At 73.1% G+C, this 15,745-nt stretch carries 16 protein-coding genes; 7 read left to right on the forward strand and 9 right to left on the reverse strand.

What is annotated here, in order from left to right; all coding sequences use genetic code 11:
* Nucleotides 1-197: 197 nt before the first annotated feature.
* Nucleotides 198-491 (reverse strand): SHOCT domain-containing protein, encoded by a 294-nt coding sequence (locus ACN6LD_RS26075; protein WP_445044429.1) that lies wholly within the window; start codon nucleotides 489-491, stop codon nucleotides 198-200.
* A 193-nt stretch (nucleotides 492-684) separates the two neighbouring features.
* Between ACN6LD_RS26075 and ACN6LD_RS26080 the strand changes: the two genes are divergently transcribed.
* From ACN6LD_RS26080 to ACN6LD_RS26090, 3 genes are all read left to right on the forward strand, one after another.
* Entirely contained in the window at nucleotides 685-1,299 is a 615-nt protein-coding gene (locus ACN6LD_RS26080; RefSeq protein WP_445044430.1) for a TetR/AcrR family transcriptional regulator, read from the forward strand.
* Nucleotides 1,275-1,859 (forward strand): DUF4865 family protein, encoded by a 585-nt coding sequence (locus tag ACN6LD_RS26085; RefSeq protein WP_445044431.1) that lies wholly within the window; start codon nucleotides 1,275-1,277, stop codon nucleotides 1,857-1,859. Before ACN6LD_RS26080 ends, ACN6LD_RS26085 begins: the two co-directional genes overlap by 25 nt.
* Before the next feature lie 230 nt (nucleotides 1,860-2,089).
* Nucleotides 2,090-2,278, forward strand: a complete 189-nt coding sequence (locus tag ACN6LD_RS26090; protein ID WP_319193618.1) for a DUF1272 domain-containing protein — start codon at nucleotides 2,090-2,092, stop codon at nucleotides 2,276-2,278.
* A 49-nt stretch (nucleotides 2,279-2,327) separates the two neighbouring features.
* Here ACN6LD_RS26090 and ACN6LD_RS26095 read toward each other — a convergent pair whose 3' ends face one another.
* From ACN6LD_RS26095 to ACN6LD_RS26105, 3 genes are all read right to left on the reverse strand, one after another.
* Nucleotides 2,328-3,212: an NAD(P)-dependent oxidoreductase gene (locus ACN6LD_RS26095; protein ID WP_445044432.1), complete on the reverse strand. Its 885-nt coding sequence runs from the start codon at nucleotides 3,210-3,212 to the stop codon at nucleotides 2,328-2,330.
* 246 nt (nucleotides 3,213-3,458) lie between these two features.
* Nucleotides 3,459-4,703 (reverse strand): ROK family protein, encoded by a 1,245-nt coding sequence (locus tag ACN6LD_RS26100; protein WP_445044433.1) that lies wholly within the window; start codon nucleotides 4,701-4,703, stop codon nucleotides 3,459-3,461.
* A gap of 27 nt (nucleotides 4,704-4,730) precedes the next feature.
* Nucleotides 4,731-5,393, reverse strand: coding sequence for an alpha-ketoglutarate-dependent dioxygenase AlkB family protein (locus ACN6LD_RS26105; protein WP_319193622.1), 663 nt, complete (start codon nucleotides 5,391-5,393; stop codon nucleotides 4,731-4,733).
* 81 nt (nucleotides 5,394-5,474) lie between these two features.
* On the opposite strand from ACN6LD_RS26105, the gene ACN6LD_RS26110 reads away from it, so the two are divergent.
* Complete coding sequence (locus tag ACN6LD_RS26110; protein ID WP_319193623.1) at nucleotides 5,475-6,626, forward strand: methyltransferase; 1,152 nt, start codon at nucleotides 5,475-5,477, stop codon at nucleotides 6,624-6,626.
* A gap of 472 nt (nucleotides 6,627-7,098) precedes the next feature.
* Nucleotides 7,099-7,665, forward strand: coding sequence for a dihydrofolate reductase family protein (locus ACN6LD_RS26115; protein ID WP_319193625.1), 567 nt, complete (start codon nucleotides 7,099-7,101; stop codon nucleotides 7,663-7,665).
* Between the two features lie 52 nt (nucleotides 7,666-7,717).
* On the opposite strand, the gene ACN6LD_RS26120 is transcribed toward ACN6LD_RS26115, so the two are convergent.
* The 4 genes from ACN6LD_RS26120 to ACN6LD_RS26135 all read right to left on the reverse strand — a co-directional run bounded on the left by ACN6LD_RS26120 (nucleotide 7,718) and on the right by ACN6LD_RS26135 (nucleotide 12,759).
* Nucleotides 7,718-9,022 carry an MSCRAMM family protein gene (locus ACN6LD_RS26120; protein ID WP_445044434.1) on the reverse strand — a complete coding sequence of 435 codons (1,305 nt, stop codon included), beginning with the start codon at nucleotides 9,020-9,022 and terminating at the stop codon, nucleotides 7,718-7,720.
* Between the two features lie 147 nt (nucleotides 9,023-9,169).
* Nucleotides 9,170-11,071, reverse strand: coding sequence for a molecular chaperone HtpG (gene htpG, locus ACN6LD_RS26125; protein WP_445044435.1), 1,902 nt, complete (start codon nucleotides 11,069-11,071; stop codon nucleotides 9,170-9,172).
* Nucleotides 11,072-11,193: 122 nt separating this feature from the next.
* Nucleotides 11,194-12,045 (reverse strand): hypothetical protein, encoded by an 852-nt coding sequence (locus ACN6LD_RS26130; RefSeq protein WP_445044436.1) that lies wholly within the window; start codon nucleotides 12,043-12,045, stop codon nucleotides 11,194-11,196.
* A gap of 87 nt (nucleotides 12,046-12,132) precedes the next feature.
* Nucleotides 12,133-12,759: a hypothetical protein gene (locus tag ACN6LD_RS26135; protein ID WP_319190302.1), complete on the reverse strand. Its 627-nt coding sequence runs from the start codon at nucleotides 12,757-12,759 to the stop codon at nucleotides 12,133-12,135.
* Nucleotides 12,760-12,880: 121 nt separating this feature from the next.
* On the opposite strand from ACN6LD_RS26135, the gene ACN6LD_RS26140 reads away from it, so the two are divergent.
* Nucleotides 12,881-13,627: a maleylpyruvate isomerase family mycothiol-dependent enzyme gene (locus tag ACN6LD_RS26140; RefSeq protein ID WP_319190304.1), complete on the forward strand. Its 747-nt coding sequence runs from the start codon at nucleotides 12,881-12,883 to the stop codon at nucleotides 13,625-13,627.
* A 64-nt stretch (nucleotides 13,628-13,691) separates the two neighbouring features.
* Here the strand turns inward: ACN6LD_RS26140 and ACN6LD_RS26145 are convergent, their stop codons facing one another.
* Entirely contained in the window at nucleotides 13,692-14,096 is a 405-nt protein-coding gene (locus ACN6LD_RS26145) for a MarR family winged helix-turn-helix transcriptional regulator (RefSeq protein ID WP_445044437.1), read from the reverse strand.
* A gap of 86 nt (nucleotides 14,097-14,182) precedes the next feature.
* On the opposite strand from ACN6LD_RS26145, the gene ACN6LD_RS26150 reads away from it, so the two are divergent.
* A complete protein-coding gene (locus ACN6LD_RS26150) occupies nucleotides 14,183-15,685 on the forward strand; it encodes an MFS transporter (RefSeq protein ID WP_445044438.1) in 1,503 nt (500 codons plus the stop codon).
* The last annotated feature ends 60 nt before the right edge of the window (nucleotides 15,686-15,745 follow it).

The raw sequence follows: 15,745 nt of genomic DNA on the forward strand, positions 1-15,745 counted from the left end.
CCAGGTGTGCCGGCCCTCGGCGGGGGCAGGCACACCGGGCGCGGGCGTTCCCGGGCGGACGGCGAACGCCGGCGCCACGCTGACGCGCAGCCTTCCGCAGGAGAGCGGGGAGGCCGACGGCGGCGCCGGCGCCGTACGCCTTCACTGCGCCGAGGCCCCGTGCGGCGTCCCGTGTCCGGGCGGCGCGGTCACCGCGCTCACGCCGCGCCGCCCCCGCCCGCGCGGCCGAACTGCTCGTCCAGGACGGACAGCCGGCGCCAGTACTCGTCCTCGTCGATCTCGCCGGAGGCGAAGCGGCGGCCGAGGACGGCGAGGGGCGAGTCCCCCGTGGGGCGGGAGCCGCCCCGCGCGCCCCAGGGACCGGAGCGGCCGCGCCACACGGTGCGGCGCAGCAGCGTGATCACACCGATCACCACGGCCGCCCAGATCAGCGGGAGGAACAGGATCCACGGGCCGGGGCCGCCGCCGTGCCAGTCAGCCAGGGTGTTCATCTCAGGTCATCTCCTCGGGGGATCTGCAGTGGGTCTGCCAGGGGTTCTGCTCGACATCTCGAGAGTCCCGCCGAGCGGGGGTCCGCGTCGTCGCACGGCCGGCGTCAGTGTGCGTACCTCCCGGGGAGTACGCGCGCGTGCCGCGAGTGCTCCCTGGGTGCTCCCGGAATGCTCGACTTCTGTACCTACTGGTATGTACAGTCGCTTCATGAGCACGTCGGAGCGACTGATCGAGTCCACCCGGGAACTGCTCTGGGAGCGCGGATACGTGGGGACGAGCCCCCGGGCGATCCTGGAGCGGGCGGGCGCGGGACAGGGCAGCATGTACCACCACTTCAAGGGCAAGCCCGATCTCGCACTGGCGGCGATCCGGCGGACGGCCGAGGAGATGCGCGCCGCCGTCGAGAAAGTGCTGAACGGTCCGGGCACTCCCTATGAGCGCATCGAGGCGTACCTCACGCGCGAGCGCGACGTGTTGCGCGGCTGCCCCCTCGGACGCCTGACCATGGACCCGGACGTCGTCGCGGACGACGCGCTGCGCGGACCCGTGGACGAGACGATCGACGGGATCCGTGAACTGATCGCCCATATCGTCGAAGAGGGCAAGGAGCAGGGGCAGTTCGGCCCGGAACTGGACGGTGAGGCGATCGCCGCCACCGTTGTCGCGACGGTCCAGGGCGGATACGTGCTGGCCCGCGCGTCCGGTTCGCCGGCCGCCTTCGACGCGGGCGTGCGCGGACTGCTCTGCCTGCTCGCCCCCCGCCCGGCCGTCCAGGAGGCCCTGTGCACGCCATGCAGTACGAGCTGACCCTGCCCGCCGACTACGACACGGGCGTCATCCGCGCGCGCGTGGCCCGCGTGGGGCATCTGCTGGACCACTGGGCGGGCCTCGGTCTCAAGGCGTATCTGCTGCGCGAGCGCGGGGTGCACGGCTCGCCGGTCAGCCAGTACGCGCCCTTCTATCTCTGGAACACCGTGGAGGGCATGAACTCCTTCCTGTGGGGCGCTGGATTCCAGGGCCTGAGCGACGACTTCGGGCGCCCGACGGTCCGCCAGTGGACGGGTCTGGCCTACGAGGAGGGGGCCGCCGGCGCCGCCCCCGCCCGGTTCGCCGTGCGGCGGCGCAGGCCCCTTCCGGACGGCGGCCCGGTCTCCGCCGGCGTTCAGGAGGCGGCGGACGAGGCGCGACGACTGGCGCGGGAGGACGGGGCGGTGCTCGCGGCCGCCGCCGTCGACACGAGCCGGTGGGAGACCGTGCAGCTGTCCCTCTGGGAGCACGACGCGCCGAAGGCCGATGGCGAGCTGTTCCAGGTGCTGCACCTGTCCACGCCGGGGCGGGCCGCGCTCCCCACGGGCCGCCAGTGGTGAGGTGAGACCAGGGGGCACGGGCGGTCGGCGCGGGCGACGGGCACCGGCGGTGACCGGTGCGTGCGGCGGGCGCGTGCGGCGGGCGGTCCCTACGGCGAGCGGCGCGTGCGGCGGGCCCGGGAGGCCCGATCCTGCGGATGTGTGGCCCGCCGAGCCGCCGACGGACGCCCGCGCCCCGCGGACCATGGAGGGCGACATACGAACCCCCCTGGTGAGGAGTACCCGGCACGATGTCCCTGGAGATGCGCGACCGCTGCGAACGCTGCGCCACCACCGCCCTGCCGCCCGACGGGCCGGCCCGGATCTGCTCCTACGAGTGCACGTTCTGCGTGCCGTGCGGGGAGGCCATGGGCGGGGTCTGCCCCAACTGCGGCGGGGATCTGGTCGCCCGGCCGCGCCGCCGAGCCCCCGCCGGCTGACGGCTGCGGGGGTTCGCAGCCGGGGTCTCCCGGGTCTCCGCCGGGTTTGTCAGGCGGTGCTGTCGAAGCTGGCGAAGTAGGCGGCGGCCATGTCCTCGTCGCCGTGGCCCTGCGCGGCGGCCCGCTCCAGACGCTCGGCGCTCGCGGCCGCCACGTCCAGGCGGACGCCGTTCCCGCGCCCGGCCTCGACGATCAGCCGGGCGTCCTTCGCCGCCGTCGCGACCGCGAACTGGGCCGGCGTGAGCCGTTCGTCGAGGATCAGGGCCGCCTTCGCCCTCAGGTACCCCATGTCGAGCGGGCCGCCCTCGATCAGTGCGAAGAACGCATTCGGGTCGACGCCCAGGGACTGCGCCAGGGCGAGGACCTCACCGGTGGCGGCGGTGGCAGCGATCACCCAGCTGTTGGCCACCAGCTTGAGCCGGGTGGCGGTGCCCGCGCCGCCGTCCTCGCCGGTCCAGACGATCCGTGCGCCCACGGCGTCCAGGACGGGAGTCACCGCGGCCCGGCTCGCGGACGGACCCGCCGCAAGGACGGTCAGCTGCCCGGCCTCGGCCGGCTGCCGGGTGCCCAGAACAGGAACGTCGAAGAACGCGAGACCGTGTGCACGGGCGAAGGCCGCGAGGTCGGCCAGGGCCTCGATCCCGGCGGTCGTCGACTGCACCCAGGCCGTACCGGTGCGCAGGGTTGGAGCAGCCTCGCGCATCACCTCCAGGGTGGCGGGGCCGTCGTAGAGCATGGTCAGCACCACGTCCGCACCCTTGACGGCCTCCGCGGGCGTCGCGGCGACGTGGACGCGGTCCGCGGCGAGCGGCTCCGCCTTGGCACGGGTGCGGTTCCAGACGCGGACGGTGTGGCCGGCCCGGGCGATGCTGCGGGCCATCGCGGCGCCCATGATGCCGGTGCCCAGGACGCTGACGGTCAGGTGGTCTGTCATGGCGTCAACCTACGTCGGCGCACGGGCGACCGGCGCCTTTCCGGTGGCACGGCGGGTATCCGTGTGCGGTTCCCTCGGCCGACCGGCTGACGGCCCGTCCCGAGCGCGTCGGCTCGGTCGCGTCGTGCACGCACGGTCCTGCGGGCACAGTCGTGCGGGCTCAGCCGTACAGGCACGGTCCCGTACGGGCGCAGTCGGGCACGTACACCGGCGGAAGGTCAGCCGGGAGGGCGCACGCGCCGTGGCTCACGCCGCCGTGAGCGCCCCCAGCGGGTCGTCGAGGACCGGCTGCCAGGCCAACTCGGCCGCTCCGACCAGGCTGTTGTGGTCGAGGGAGCAGGCGAGGATCGGCACCCCGCCGTTGTGGCCCCAGAGGCTGCGGTCGGTGACGACCGCGCGGAGCCGGTCCGGGTCGGCCGCGAGGAGGGTGCGGTGCAGCCCGCCGAGGATGATGCGGTCGGGATTGAGGATGTTCACCAGACCCGCAAGGCCCAGCCCGAGCCGGTCGATCAGGGCGTCGACGGCCATGCGGACGACCGGGTCGCCGTACTCCTCGCGGATCAGTTCGTTGGCCTGCTGCAGCAGGGAGCCCTCGGGGCCGGGCCGGCGGCCGGCGGTGTTCAGCAGGGCGAGCGGATCGGCCTCCACGTCGAGACAGCCGCGGCTGCCGCAGTAGCAGGCACGTCCCTCGGGATTGACGGTGAGGTGCCCGACTTCCAGGGCGAGTCCCGAACTGCCCGTGTGCAGACGGCCGTCCAGCACGAGCGCTCCGCCGACCCCCCGGTGCCCGGTGGCCACGCACAGCAGGTCACGAGCGCCGCGCCCGGCACCGTGCCGGTGTTCGGCCAAGGCTGCGAGGTTGACGTCGTTCGCCGCGAACGCGGGTCCGGTGACACCGGCGGCACGGATCCGCTCGGCGAAGATCTCCCGCACGGGCGCGCCCGCGGGCCAGGCCAGGTGCAGGGGGTTGAGCGCCAGCCCTTCGGGTTCGGTGATCGCGGAGGGCACGGCGAGCCCGGCGCCCACACAGCGCCGTCCGGTGCGCCGCAGCAGCTCCGCGCCCGCGTCCACGGCGGCCCCGAGCACCTTCGCGGGGTCGGCGTCGACGGTCTCACAGCTGGGCGTGGTGGCGACGATCCGGCCGCCGAGACCGACCAGCGCGGCCCGGAAGCCGTCGGCGTGGACCTGTGCCGCCAGGACGACCGGGCCGTCCTGCGCGACCTCGAGCCGGTGGGAGGGGCGGCCCTGCGAACCGGCGGCGGCGCCGGGCCGCGCGTCCACCCGGATCAGGCCCAGTGCGACGAGTTCGGCGGCGACCGCGCCGGCCGTCGCGCGGGTGACCCCGAGCTCGGCCGTGAGCACCGCCCGGGTGGGCGCCCGCCCGGTGTGCACGAGCTCCAGCGCGGGCCCGAGCGCACCGCGCCCCCGGTCCAGCCGCGCCCTCGAGGTGGTCCCTTCCCCCGCCGGCCGGGGGTCCGCCTTGCCGCTCATGAGGGCGAGTCTCCCATGATCCGTTGTTCAGGCGGCGTCGGGGAAGCCGCTCACCCGCAGCGTGATGTTCAGCCGTCCCGTCAGGCCCAGCGCGGGCGGAGAGGTGCCCGGCAGCACGCGGGGCACCCCGTGGTACGCGAGCCGGGAGGGGCCTGCGAACACGAAGAGGTCTCCGCTGCGCAGCTCGACGTCGGTGTAGGGCCGCGTCCGGGTCCGCGGGTTCCCGAAGCGGAAGACGCAGGTGTCGCCCAGGCTGAGGGAGACCACCGGTGCGTCGGACCTCTCGTCGGCGTCCCGGTGCATGCCCATCCGTGCGTCGCCGTCATAGAAGTTGATCAGCGCGATGTCGTACGCGGCCGCCGGGTACTCCCGCGGCCCGAGCGCGTCGGCCACCGCGCGCCGGCCCAGCTCGCCCAGCCAGTCCGGGAACGGCTTGACGGCCGTGCCGTCGCCGTCGGTGACCGTGCGGTCGTAGGCGTACGGGCGCCAGTGCCAGCCGAGGCAGACCTGGCGGGCGGACATCGTGCCGCCGCCGGGCGTGCGGACCGTGCGCAGCCCGGCCGGCGGACGGGCCCAGTCCCGGCACGAACTCAGCAGCTCGCGCTGGCGGGCCGCGTCCAGCCAGTCGGGCAGGTGCACCGCCCCCGGCGCGACTTCCGTACGCCCACGGGGGAACAACTCCGCGTCCATGAACCCATCCTCCTGCATCGCCGTGGTGCCGCGACCGGGGTGACACCGCGTCTGAGCTGCGGCTCGGTTAGCCTGACCACGATGAACGACCGTATGACGACGCCGTGGGGCGAGGTCGAGCTGGCCCGCCACCCCGAGGACCCGCGCGATCAGCTGCGCGCCTGGGACGCTTCCGACGCCTACCTGCTCAGACACCTCGCGGCGCAGGACGTCCCGCTGACCGGCACGGTGGTGGTGCTGGGCGACCGCTGGGGCGCGCTGGTCACGGCGTTGGCGGCGCACCGGCCGACGCAGATCACCGACTCCTGGCTGGGGCAGGAGGCGACCCGGGCCAATCTGGCGCGGGCCGGGGCCGAGACCGGTTCCGTGCGGCTGCTCACCACCCAGGACCCGGCGCCGGAGCGGATCGACGTACTGCTGGTACGCATCCCCAAGAGCCTCGCGCTGCTGGAGGACCAGTTGCTGCGGCTGGCGCCCGCCGTGCACGCGGGGACGGTCGTCGTCGGCGCGGGCATGGTGAAGGAGATCCACACCTCGACGCTGAAGCTGTTCGAGCGGATCCTCGGGCCGACCCGGACCTCCCTCGCCGAGCAGAAGGCCCGGCTGGTCTTCTGCACGCCCGACCCGTCGCTGAAGCCGCCGGCCACCCCGTGGCCCTACGTGTACGACCTGCCCGGCGACCTCGGCTCCACGCTCTCCGGCCGTCCGGTCGTCAACCACGCGGGGGTCTTCTGCGCCGACCGCCTCGACGTCGGAACCCGGTTCTTCCTCCGGCATCTGCCGAGCGCCGGGGGCGGCCGCCGGGTCGTCGATCTGGGCTGCGGCAACGGGATCGTGGGCACGGCGGTGGCGCTGGCCGACCCGCGGGCGGAGGTGCTGTTCACCGACGAGTCGTTCCAGGCGGTGGCGTCGGCGGAGGCGACCTACCGGGCGAACGGGGTGCCGGGGCACGCCGAGTTCCGGGTCGGGGACGGGCTGGCGGGCGTCGCGGACGACAGTGTGGACGTCGTGCTCAACAACCCGCCGTTCCACTCCCACCAGGCCACCACCGACGCGACGGCGTGGCGCATGTTCACGGGGGCCCGGCGCGCGCTGCGGCCGGGCGGCGAGCTGTGGGTGGTGGGCAACCGGCACCTGGGCTACCACGTGAAGCTCAAGCGGCTGTTCGGCAACAGTGAACTGGTCGCCGGCGACCGGAAGTTCGTGGTGCTGAAAGCGGTCCGGCGAGGGTGATTCCCCGCCCCGACGACGATCCGCTCCAGTAGGCCTTGTCGCCGGCCACCGCAGCGGACCGCATGCGGGGCCTGTCGACCGGCGGGCGCAGCCGGATCACGGGAGGACGGGAATGAACCCGGGGGTAGTCGCCGGCCACCCCGTCTGTGACCGCAGCAGCCGACGGGCGGCAGGCGGTGTCGACGGCGAGGTGGTTCTCCGTGGTGCGGCCACCGCGGGAACGTCCCGGGCCGAGGGCGGCCAGCCGGCCCCGCGGCGGCGCCCCGGGCGCCGGGTTCTTCGCCTGTCGGGCCGGCCCGGATTCCCACACCCGCGTGGGCGACGTCGAGCGCTGGCGGCTTGCCCGTGTCGGCCGAGTACACCACGCTGAGCCCCGAGCACGAGGACCGCCGGCGAGCCGGATCGCGCACCGATGAGTTTCCCGCTCCGCGCCGGTCCGTACGCCGGACGCCCACGGACGGAAGGCTGCGCCATGCGGAAACTGATCTACGGCATGAACCTGACCCTGGACGGCTACATCGCCGCGGCCGGCGACGACATCGGCTGGAGCGGACCGCCGAGCCCCGAGCTGTTCCAGTGGTGGCTCGACCATGAGCAGGCGAGTGGCCTGTCGCTGTACGGGCGCAAGCTGTGGGAGGCGATGAGCTCCTACTGGCCGACCGGCGACCAGCGGCCCGACGCCACCGCGGCGGAGATCGAGTTCGCGCGGAACTGGCGGGACACGCCGAAGGTGGTGTTCTCGTCGACGATCGACAAGGTCGACTGGAACACCCGCCTGGTCACCGGCGACGCGATCGCCGAGATCACCCGGCTCAAGGCCGAGGACGGCGGGCAGATGACCATCGGCGGCGCAACGCTCGCCGGGGCGGCCCTGCGCGCCGGGCTGATCGACGAGTACGTGATCGCCACCCATCCGGTCCTGGTGGGCGGCGGCACGCCGTTCTTCACCGCAATGGACAGCTGGGTGAACCTGAACCTGGTGGAGACGCGGACGCTTCCCGGCGGCGTGGTGCTGACCAGGTACGAGACGAGGCGCTGAGCAGCAGCTCCCACGCCGGGACTGCCACGGGCATCAGCAGCGAACCCCTACGTCAGAGATCACCCAACCCGCAGGGGCCCTGGTCGCCTGCGTGGGCGAGTTCGATGTCGTGGTCGCCCGCGTCGGGGCCGCCGACGCCGACGTGATCGGCCCGGGGCGGGTAGCCGGCCGCGATGACCGTGTACGGACCGTCGTCCAGGTCGGTGAAGGCGTACGCCCCGTCGTCGCCGGTCGTGGCGGTCGCGACGACGTTGCCTGCGGCGTCCACCAGGGTCACCCGGGCGTCGCGCAGCGGAGCGCCCGCGCCGCGTACCGTGCCCCGCACCTGTGCGCCGGGCCGCAGCCCGAGGTCGACCCGGGTGACACCGGCGGCGCCGATCTCGACGGACCGTGCCAGCGGGCGGCGCCCCGGAGAGCTGACCGCGAGGACGACGGCCCCCGGCACCAGGTCGGTGACGGTGAACTCGCCCTTGCCGTCGGTCCGCGCGGTGGCCAGCACATCGCCGCGCACGTCCATGACGACGACCACCGCCTCCGCCACCGGCGCTCCGTCGGCCGTGGACCGCACCGCGCCGACCAGACCGCTGGCGCCGCTGAGCAGCACGTCGTGCGTGACGGACGTCGCCCCGACCACGACGGTCGCGGCCTGCGGCTGGTGGTCGTCGGCCGAGGCGATGAGCACGTAGGCGCCCTCCCCGGGCGTCTGGAGCTCGTAGGAACCGTCGAGAGCGGCGACCGCTCGGCCCACCTGCCGCCCGCCCAGCGAGATCAGCGTGACGGCGGCACCGCCCACCGGTACGCCCTCGACGCCCCGCACCCGCCCGCGCACCGCTCGGCCCCCGCCCGCCGCACCGCCGTCGGTCAGTCCGGGAACGGTGGCGACGAGCTCCGCGACGGCCCGTGCCAGCGGCGCCGCCACCGCCGCGCCCACCGCCGCCTCCCCGGCCGTGCCGACGCCCGGCTTCTCCGAGCGTGTTTCGATCGGAGTCGATCGGTTCAGGGCCGGTTCGATCGGTACCGGCTGGATCAGGGCCGGTTCGGTCGAGGTCTGCTCGCCGGGCGCCAGAGGGGCCCGCTCACCGGAGGGCGGCGTGGTCGGCGCTCCGGTGGCCGCGGTCCGCCGCCCCGGGAGGAACACCGCGACGGCCAGGGCGAGCACCGCCGCTCCGGCTCCCGCCGCCATGACCATCTCGAAGCCGTTCCCCGAGGACAGTGGGACACCATCGAAGTCGGTGGTCGTCCAGGCCAGGATCACGCCGGCCACGGCCACGAAGGCCGGCGCCGCCACGGCGACACCGGCCCGGGGCGCCGAGGCCCCCTCCTCGATCCGCACGGATCGGGTCTGCGCAGGGGACATGGGCCGGGCCTCCGTGGGGGGTGCGGTACTGCACGACTGCGCAGCATCCTAGGCCCGCTTGATTGACTCAAGCAACTAGAATGTTCGGTGTGCGGCATGTGAAGGTTCCGGGCAGGGAGACGCTGCCCGGAACCCCTTTCCCACCTGTTACAGCGCGCGCTCCAGGCTGTCCGCCACCAGCTTCACGAACCGGCCGGGCTCCTTCGGCCGCCCGCCCTCGGCGAGCACCGCCAGACCGTGCAGCAGCTCCGCGGTCTCGGCGAGGCCGGAGCGGTCCTCGCGCTCCTGGTAGGCCTTGTTCAGGCCCTTGACGAGCGCATGCCCGGGGTTGAGCTCGAGGATCCGCCGAGCCCTCGGCACCTCCTGCCCCATCGCCCGGTACATGTTCTCCAGCGCCGGGGTCAGGTCGTTCGCGTCGGAGACGATGCAGGCCGGCGAGACCGTGAGCCGGGACGACAGCCGCACGTCCTTGACGTCCTCGCCCAGGTGCTCGTTCATCCAGGCGAGCAGACCCGCGTACTCCTCGCTCTGCTTCTCGCGCTCGCCGTCGGCCTGCTCGCCGCTCTCCCCGTCGAGATCGACCTCGCCCTTGGCGACCGACCGCAGCGGCTTGCCGTCGAACTCGCCCACCACGTCGGCCCACACCTCGTCCACCGGGTCGGTGAGCAGCAGGACCTCCACGCCCTTGGCCCGGAACGCCTCCATGTGCGGGGAGTTCTCGATGCTCTGCCGGGACTCGCCGGTCAGGTAGTAGACGGCGTCCTGGCCGTCCTTCATCCGCTCGACGTAGGCCCGAAGAGTGGTGGGCTCGTCCTCGCTGTGCGTGGTCGCGAAGGAGGAGACCGCGAGAAGCGCGTCGCGGTTGTCGGGGTCGGACAGCAGCCCTTCCTTGAGGACGGCGCCGAACTCCCGCCAGAACGTGGCGTAGCGGTCGGGCGCCGCGGTCATCATGTCCTTGACCGTGGACACGATCTTCTTGGTGAGCCGGCGCTGCATCATCCGGATGTGCCGGTCCTGCTGGAGGATCTCGCGGGAGACGTTCAGCGAGAGGTCGGCGGCGTCGACCACGCCCTTGACGAAGCGCAGGTACGGCGGCAGCAGCGCCTCGCAGTCGTCCATGATGAAGACGCGCTTCACATACAGCTGCACACCGCGCTTGTAGCCCTGGTTGTACAGGTCGTGCGGGGCGTGCGAGGGCACGAACAGCAGCGCCTGGTACTCGAAGGTGCCCTCCGCCTGCAGCCGGACGGTCTCCAGCGGTTCGCGCCAGTCGTGGCTGATGTGCTTGTACAGCTCGTGGTACTCGTCGTCGGACACCTCGTCGCGCGAACGCGCCCACAGGGCCTTCATCGAGTTCAGGGTCTCGGGAGCGGGCGCGGCGTCGTCGCCCTCGCCCCGCTTCGGGATCATCCTGATCGGCCAGGTGATGAAGTCCGAGTAGCGCTTGACGATCTCCCGGACCGTCCACTCCGAGGTGTAGTCGTGCAGCTTGTCCTCGTCGTCCGCCGGCTTGAGGTGGAGGGTGACGGAGGTGCCCTGCGGTGCGTCGTCGACGCCCTCCAGGGTGTACGTCCCCTCGCCGCGCGACGACCAGCGGGTGCCCTGCGCCTCCCCGGCACGCCGGGTCACCAGGGTCATCTCGTCCGCCACCATGAAACCGGAGTAGAAACCGACGCCGAACTGCCCGATCAGCCCCTCGGCGCTGCCCGTGTCCTGCGCCTCGCGCAGTTCCCTGACGAACTGGGCCGTGCCCGAGTTGGCGATCGTGCCGATCAGTCGCCCGACCTCGTCGTACGACATCCCGATCCCGTTGTCCCGCACGGTGAGGGTACGGGCCTCGGGGTCGGTCTCGATCTCGATGTGCAGGTCGGAGACGTCGGCGTCGGGCGCATCCTCCCGCAGTGCGGCGAGGCGCAGCTTGTCCAGCGCGTCGGAGGCGTTGGAGACGAGTTCGCGCAGAAAGACGTCCTTGTTCGAGTAGACCGAGTGGATCATCAGCTGCAGCAGCTGACGGGCCTCTACCTGGAACTCAAACGTTTCGGTCGACATGGTTGGCGTGTTCCTCACAGGTTCCGAAAGAGTCTCCTGAACTGGCGGAAGCCACTTTAGGACACCTTCTCGGGCCGCGTGGGCCGGTGGCTCATGCTCTCCGCGAAACACGTGGCGGGTCGTCAGCGCATGAGCGCGGCGCGCAGGGTGAGGCCGTAGCCGACGCGGAGCCGGCGCAGTTCCCAGAGGGCGACCGCGGTGACCGACAGCGGGGCGCCCAGCAGCAGCAGGATCCGCACCGGGCCCGGAACTCCCTCGTACGCGCCGGTGAACACGTCGATCACCGCCATCTCCCACACGAGCACCAGCGCCAGCAGCGGCGGCACCGTCTCGTGGATGTCCGCGGTGCGGAACACGTGCACGAGGGACATCCCGACGCCGTAGACGACGAACGGCAGAACCCACACGATCATGAACAGCGCGACGACGACGGTGATGACCGTCGTTGCGGGACCGGTTGCGAAACGTCCGTCGAGGAGACCGGTCAGCACGGCCGCAGGGAACAGGGCGACTGCGGCGATGATCGCCACGATCGAGCCGAGCGGTCCGACCGCCCGGCGCAGCAGTTCGCGGCGGGCCGGCGGGCGCGCCGCGCCTATCAGCGCGCCGACGACCAGAGGGAGGGTCACCGCGAGGACGAGGACGTTGTTCCAGGCCTGATCCACCCGGTCGTCGGCGAGGTCCCCGACGGACGCGACGAGTTTGTAGGAGATCGTCACCCACACCACGGCGGCCAGTCCCACGGCGGTGCGGATCCGCTGCATGCGGGTGACCGCCGCGTCGTCGACCCGGCCGGGCCGTGACGGCCGGAACACCGTGCGGCCCACCGCGATGGGGCCGACGGCCCGCCACAGCCTGCGGAACACGCCCACGCGGGGCGCCCGTTGCGGGAGCGGCTGCGGCCCGTAGGGGCCGTAGGGAGGGTGGTACGGGTCGTGCGGCGGCTGCCCGCCCTGCTGGTTCCAGGCGTTCATGATGTCGGCCCCCGAGGCGCTGCGCTGATGACGGATGCGCGCGGAAGCCTAGCGACCGCATCGCCCCGGCACCGGGCCCTGCGTGGATCAGCGCGGAATCTCCTCCACCTGTGCGAAGCCTCCTGTCGCGTTCCAGTCCAGCCGGGTCAGCGTCTCGGTGGAGTTCCTGGTGAAGCGCAGGCGCCGCGCGTCGCCGTCGCCCTGCGCGGCGACCTTCGTCCAGCCGTCGAAGTCCTTGGTGAGCTTGGTGTCCCAACGTCCGAGATCGGCCGTGCCGACCGCGGCGATCGACTCGGTCGGCGGTTCGCCGTCGTAGCAGTAGTCCCCCCAGTCCGCGATGACGGCGACCGTGTCCCCGAACGCCTTGAGCGTGAGGCTGTGACAGCGGTCCGTCGCGGTCGCGTACACCAGGCGGGGCGTGCTCCAGGCGCCCGTCGCCGCCTCCCGGTGCCGTTCCACCAGTCCGCGTCCGGCCGCGTACGAGAAACCCACGCGCCGGCCGTCGGCCAGGCGGATCTCCCCGTCGAAGCGCGGGTCCGTGGACGGGGTCGGCGAGGCCTCGTCGGCGGACTTCGCCGGCGTCGCGGCCGCCCCGGTCCCCGCATCCCTGGCTCCCTCGTCGGTCGCCCCTGCGCCCGCCGTCCCGCCGCAGGCCGCCGCGAGGCCCGTCACCGTCACCGCCGCGGCCAGGGCCCGCAGCCGGTCTCCGCTCATACGCATCCCTCCATGGTGCCCTCTGCGCCACGCGCGACGACGACGCGCGACACGGCCGACCGCTTCCGCGCAACGCAGCGCCCCTCCCCGGCTCCGGACTCCGTCCGGCAGACTCCCCCGCATGGAGACTGCCGAATTCATCGAGATCCTCGACCGCGAGGGCCGGGCCCTCGCCGACGCCGCGGCGGAGGCGGGCCCCCACGCCAAGGTCGTGACCTGCCCGGGCTGGCAGGTGCGGGACCTGCTGCGGCACACGGGCGCGGTGCACCGCTGGGCCGCGTCGTTCGTCGCCGAGGGCCACACCGGGTTCCGTCCCGTCGAGGAGCCGCCGGAGCTGGACGACGAGGCCCTGCTGGACTGGTTCCGGGCCGGACACGGGCGGCTCGTCGACACCCTGTCCACCGCGTCGCCGGATGTGCGGTGCTGGCACTTCCTGCCCGGGTCGACACCGCTCGCGTTCTGGGCCAGACGGCAGGCGCACGAGACGGCCGTGCACCGCGTGGACGCCGAGTCGGCCCGCGGCCGCGAACTCGGGGAGACAGCTCGGGAGTTCACCGCCGAGTTCGCCGCGGACGGCGTCGACGAGTTGCTGCGCGGTTTCCACGCGCGGGACAGGAGCAGAGTGCGCAGCGAGGAGCCCCGGACGCTGCGGGTGCGGGCGACGGACATGGCCGACGCGGTGTGGTCGGTACGCGTGTCGTCGGAGCCGCCGGTGACCCGGCGCGGCGCGGACGGGCCCGCCGACTGCGAGGTGTCCGGGCCCGCTGCCCTGCTCTACCTCTCACTGTGGAACCGGCTGCCGCTGCCCGCCGTGACCGGTGACGCCGCGCTCGCGACGCTGTGGCGGGAGGAGTCCGCGGTGGGCTGAGCGGCGGTCCCGGTCCGGCCACCGGGCGCCCGTCAGTCCGTCAGTCCGTCAGTCCGTCAGTCCGTCAGTCCGTCAGCATTCTGGTCAACACCGCGCGCTGCAACGGCCGTACGTCGCCATGCAGCCCGCGTCCCTTTCCGGTGAGCGCCACGCGGACGCCTCTGCGGTCCTCCGCGCACAGGCCTCGTTCGACGAGACCGTCCTTCTCCAGACGGGCGATGAGCCGCGACAGCGCGCTCTGGCTGAGATGGACCCGCTCGGCGATCTCCTGGACGCGGAAGCCGCACGAGACGTCTTGCGCGGGCGACTCGGCGAGGACGTCGAGCACCTCGAAATCGCTGGCGCACAGGCCGTGCCGGTGCAGTGCCCGGTCGAGTTCGCACTGGGTGCGGGCGTGCAGGGCCAGCATGTCCCGCCACTGCTCCACGAGCGCCTGCTCGGCCTCGGCCCCGCCCTTCTCCACCGCCATGGGGCGCACCGTAGCAGAGCACGGAATCTGTTGCATCTGAATTAAATGCGTTTGCATCCAATGCATGCGCATGTAGTCTCCTGGGCATGACCTCTCCGCTCCCCTCCCCCGCGGTCACCCTCCCCGAGGGCCGCTGGACCTCCCGGCTCTGGGGCACGCTCCTGGTGCTGTGCGCCGCGATGTTCCTGGACGCACTCGACGTGTCCATGGTCGGCGTCGCCCTGCCTTCCATCGGATCCGACCTCGGACTCTCCACCTCCACGCTGCAGTGGATCGTCAGCGGCTACATCCTGGGATACGGCGGACTGCTCCTCCTCGGCGGCCGCACGGCCGACCTGCTGGGCCGCCGCCAGGTGTTCCTGGTCGCGCTCGGCGTCTTCGCCCTGGCCTCGCTCCTCGGCGGGCTCGTCGACTCCGGTCCGCTGCTGATCGCCAGCCGGTTCGTCAAGGGCCTCAGCGCCGCCTTCACCGCCCCGGCCGGCCTGTCGATCATCACCACGACGTTCCCTGAGGGCCCGCTGCGCAACCGCGCGCTCTCCATCTACACCACCTGCGCCGCGACCGGCTTCTCGATGGGTCTTGTCCTCTCCGGCCTGCTCACCGAGGCCAGTTGGCGCCTGACCATGCTGCTCCCCGCCCCGATCGCGCTGGTCGCGCTGGCGGCCGGCCTGAAGCTCCTGCCGCGCAGCGAACGGGAGAAGAACCACAACGGCTACGACGTCCCGGGCGCGGTCCTCGGCACCGCGTCGATGCTGCTGCTGGTCTTCACCGTGGTGCAGGCCCCCGAGGCCGGCTGGACGTCCGCCCGGACACTGCTGTCCTTCCTGGCCGTGGCCGTCATGCTGACCATCTTCGTCCGCGTCGAGCGGCGCTCCGCCGGCCCGCTGGTCCGGCTCGGCGTGCTGCGCTCGGGCAGTCAGATCCGCGCCCAGCTCGGGGCGATGGCCTTCTTCGGCTCGTACGTCGGCTTCCAGTTCCTGGCCACCCTCTACATGCAGACGCTGCTCGGCTGGTCGGCGCTGCACACGGCGCTCGCCTTCCTGCCGGCCGGCGCGCTGGTGGCGGTGTCCTCGACCAAGATGGGCTCCATCGTGGACCGGTTCGGCACCCCACGGCTGATCGCGGCGGGCTTCGCCCTCATGGTCGCCGGGTACGCGCTCTTCCTCCGCGTCGATCTCGACCCGGTCTACGCCGCCGTCATCCTGCCGTCGATGCTGCTGATCGGGGCGGCCTGCGCGCTGGTCTTCCCCTCGCTCAACATCCAGGCCACCAACGGCGTGGCGGACCACGAGCAGGGCATGGTCTCGGGCCTGCTCAACACCTCGGTGCAGGTGGGCGGCGCGATCTTCCTCGCCGTCGTGACGGCCGTGGTGACCGCGGGCGCCCCCGCCGACCCCACCCCGCAGGCCGTCCTCGACAGCTACCGCCCCGGACTGACCGTGGTGACGATCGTCGCCGCCGCAGGTCTGCTCATCACCCTCCCCGGCCTGCGCACCCGGCGCGCGCGGAGCTTTGCCGTCGTCGCCGGGTCCGCCGCCGCAAAGGCGGCGTTCGAGGCGGAGGCGGAGCCGGTGGGGGTCCGCGACTGACCCGGCGCCCGGAGCGCCGTCCGCACCGGACGCCCGGCGGGGCCGATTGCCCCGCCGGGC

The organism is Streptomyces sp. SAS_272 (assembly GCF_052543235.1).

Coding starts and splice junctions, on each gene's coding strand:
- ACN6LD_RS26100 (WP_445044433.1), bottom strand. CDS start 4,703: ATGAGCGGCAAGGCGGACCCCCGGCCGGCGGGGGAAGGGACCACCTCG.
- ACN6LD_RS26075 (WP_445044429.1), bottom strand. CDS start 491: ATGAACACCCTGGCTGACTGGCACGGCGGCGGCCCCGGCCCGTGGATC.
- ACN6LD_RS26105 (WP_319193622.1), bottom strand. CDS start 5,393: ATGGACGCGGAGTTGTTCCCCCGTGGGCGTACGGAAGTCGCGCCGGGG.
- ACN6LD_RS26120 (WP_445044434.1), bottom strand. CDS start 9,022: ATGTCCCCTGCGCAGACCCGATCCGTGCGGATCGAGGAGGGGGCCTCG.
- ACN6LD_RS26095 (WP_445044432.1), bottom strand. CDS start 3,212: ATGACAGACCACCTGACCGTCAGCGTCCTGGGCACCGGCATCATGGGC.
- ACN6LD_RS26135 (WP_319190302.1), bottom strand. CDS start 12,759: ATGAGCGGAGACCGGCTGCGGGCCCTGGCCGCGGCGGTGACGGTGACG.
- ACN6LD_RS26090 (WP_319193618.1), top strand. CDS start 2,090: ATGTCCCTGGAGATGCGCGACCGCTGCGAACGCTGCGCCACCACCGCC.
- ACN6LD_RS26150 (WP_445044438.1), top strand. CDS start 14,183: ATGACCTCTCCGCTCCCCTCCCCCGCGGTCACCCTCCCCGAGGGCCGC.
- ACN6LD_RS26115 (WP_319193625.1), top strand. CDS start 7,099: ATGCGGAAACTGATCTACGGCATGAACCTGACCCTGGACGGCTACATC.
- ACN6LD_RS26145 (WP_445044437.1), bottom strand. CDS start 14,096: ATGGCGGTGGAGAAGGGCGGGGCCGAGGCCGAGCAGGCGCTCGTGGAG.
- ACN6LD_RS26080 (WP_445044430.1), top strand. CDS start 685: ATGTACAGTCGCTTCATGAGCACGTCGGAGCGACTGATCGAGTCCACC.
- ACN6LD_RS26140 (WP_319190304.1), top strand. CDS start 12,881: ATGGAGACTGCCGAATTCATCGAGATCCTCGACCGCGAGGGCCGGGCC.
- ACN6LD_RS26110 (WP_319193623.1), top strand. CDS start 5,475: ATGAACGACCGTATGACGACGCCGTGGGGCGAGGTCGAGCTGGCCCGC.
- htpG (WP_445044435.1), bottom strand. CDS start 11,071: ATGTCGACCGAAACGTTTGAGTTCCAGGTAGAGGCCCGTCAGCTGCTG.
- ACN6LD_RS26130 (WP_445044436.1), bottom strand. CDS start 12,045: ATGAACGCCTGGAACCAGCAGGGCGGGCAGCCGCCGCACGACCCGTAC.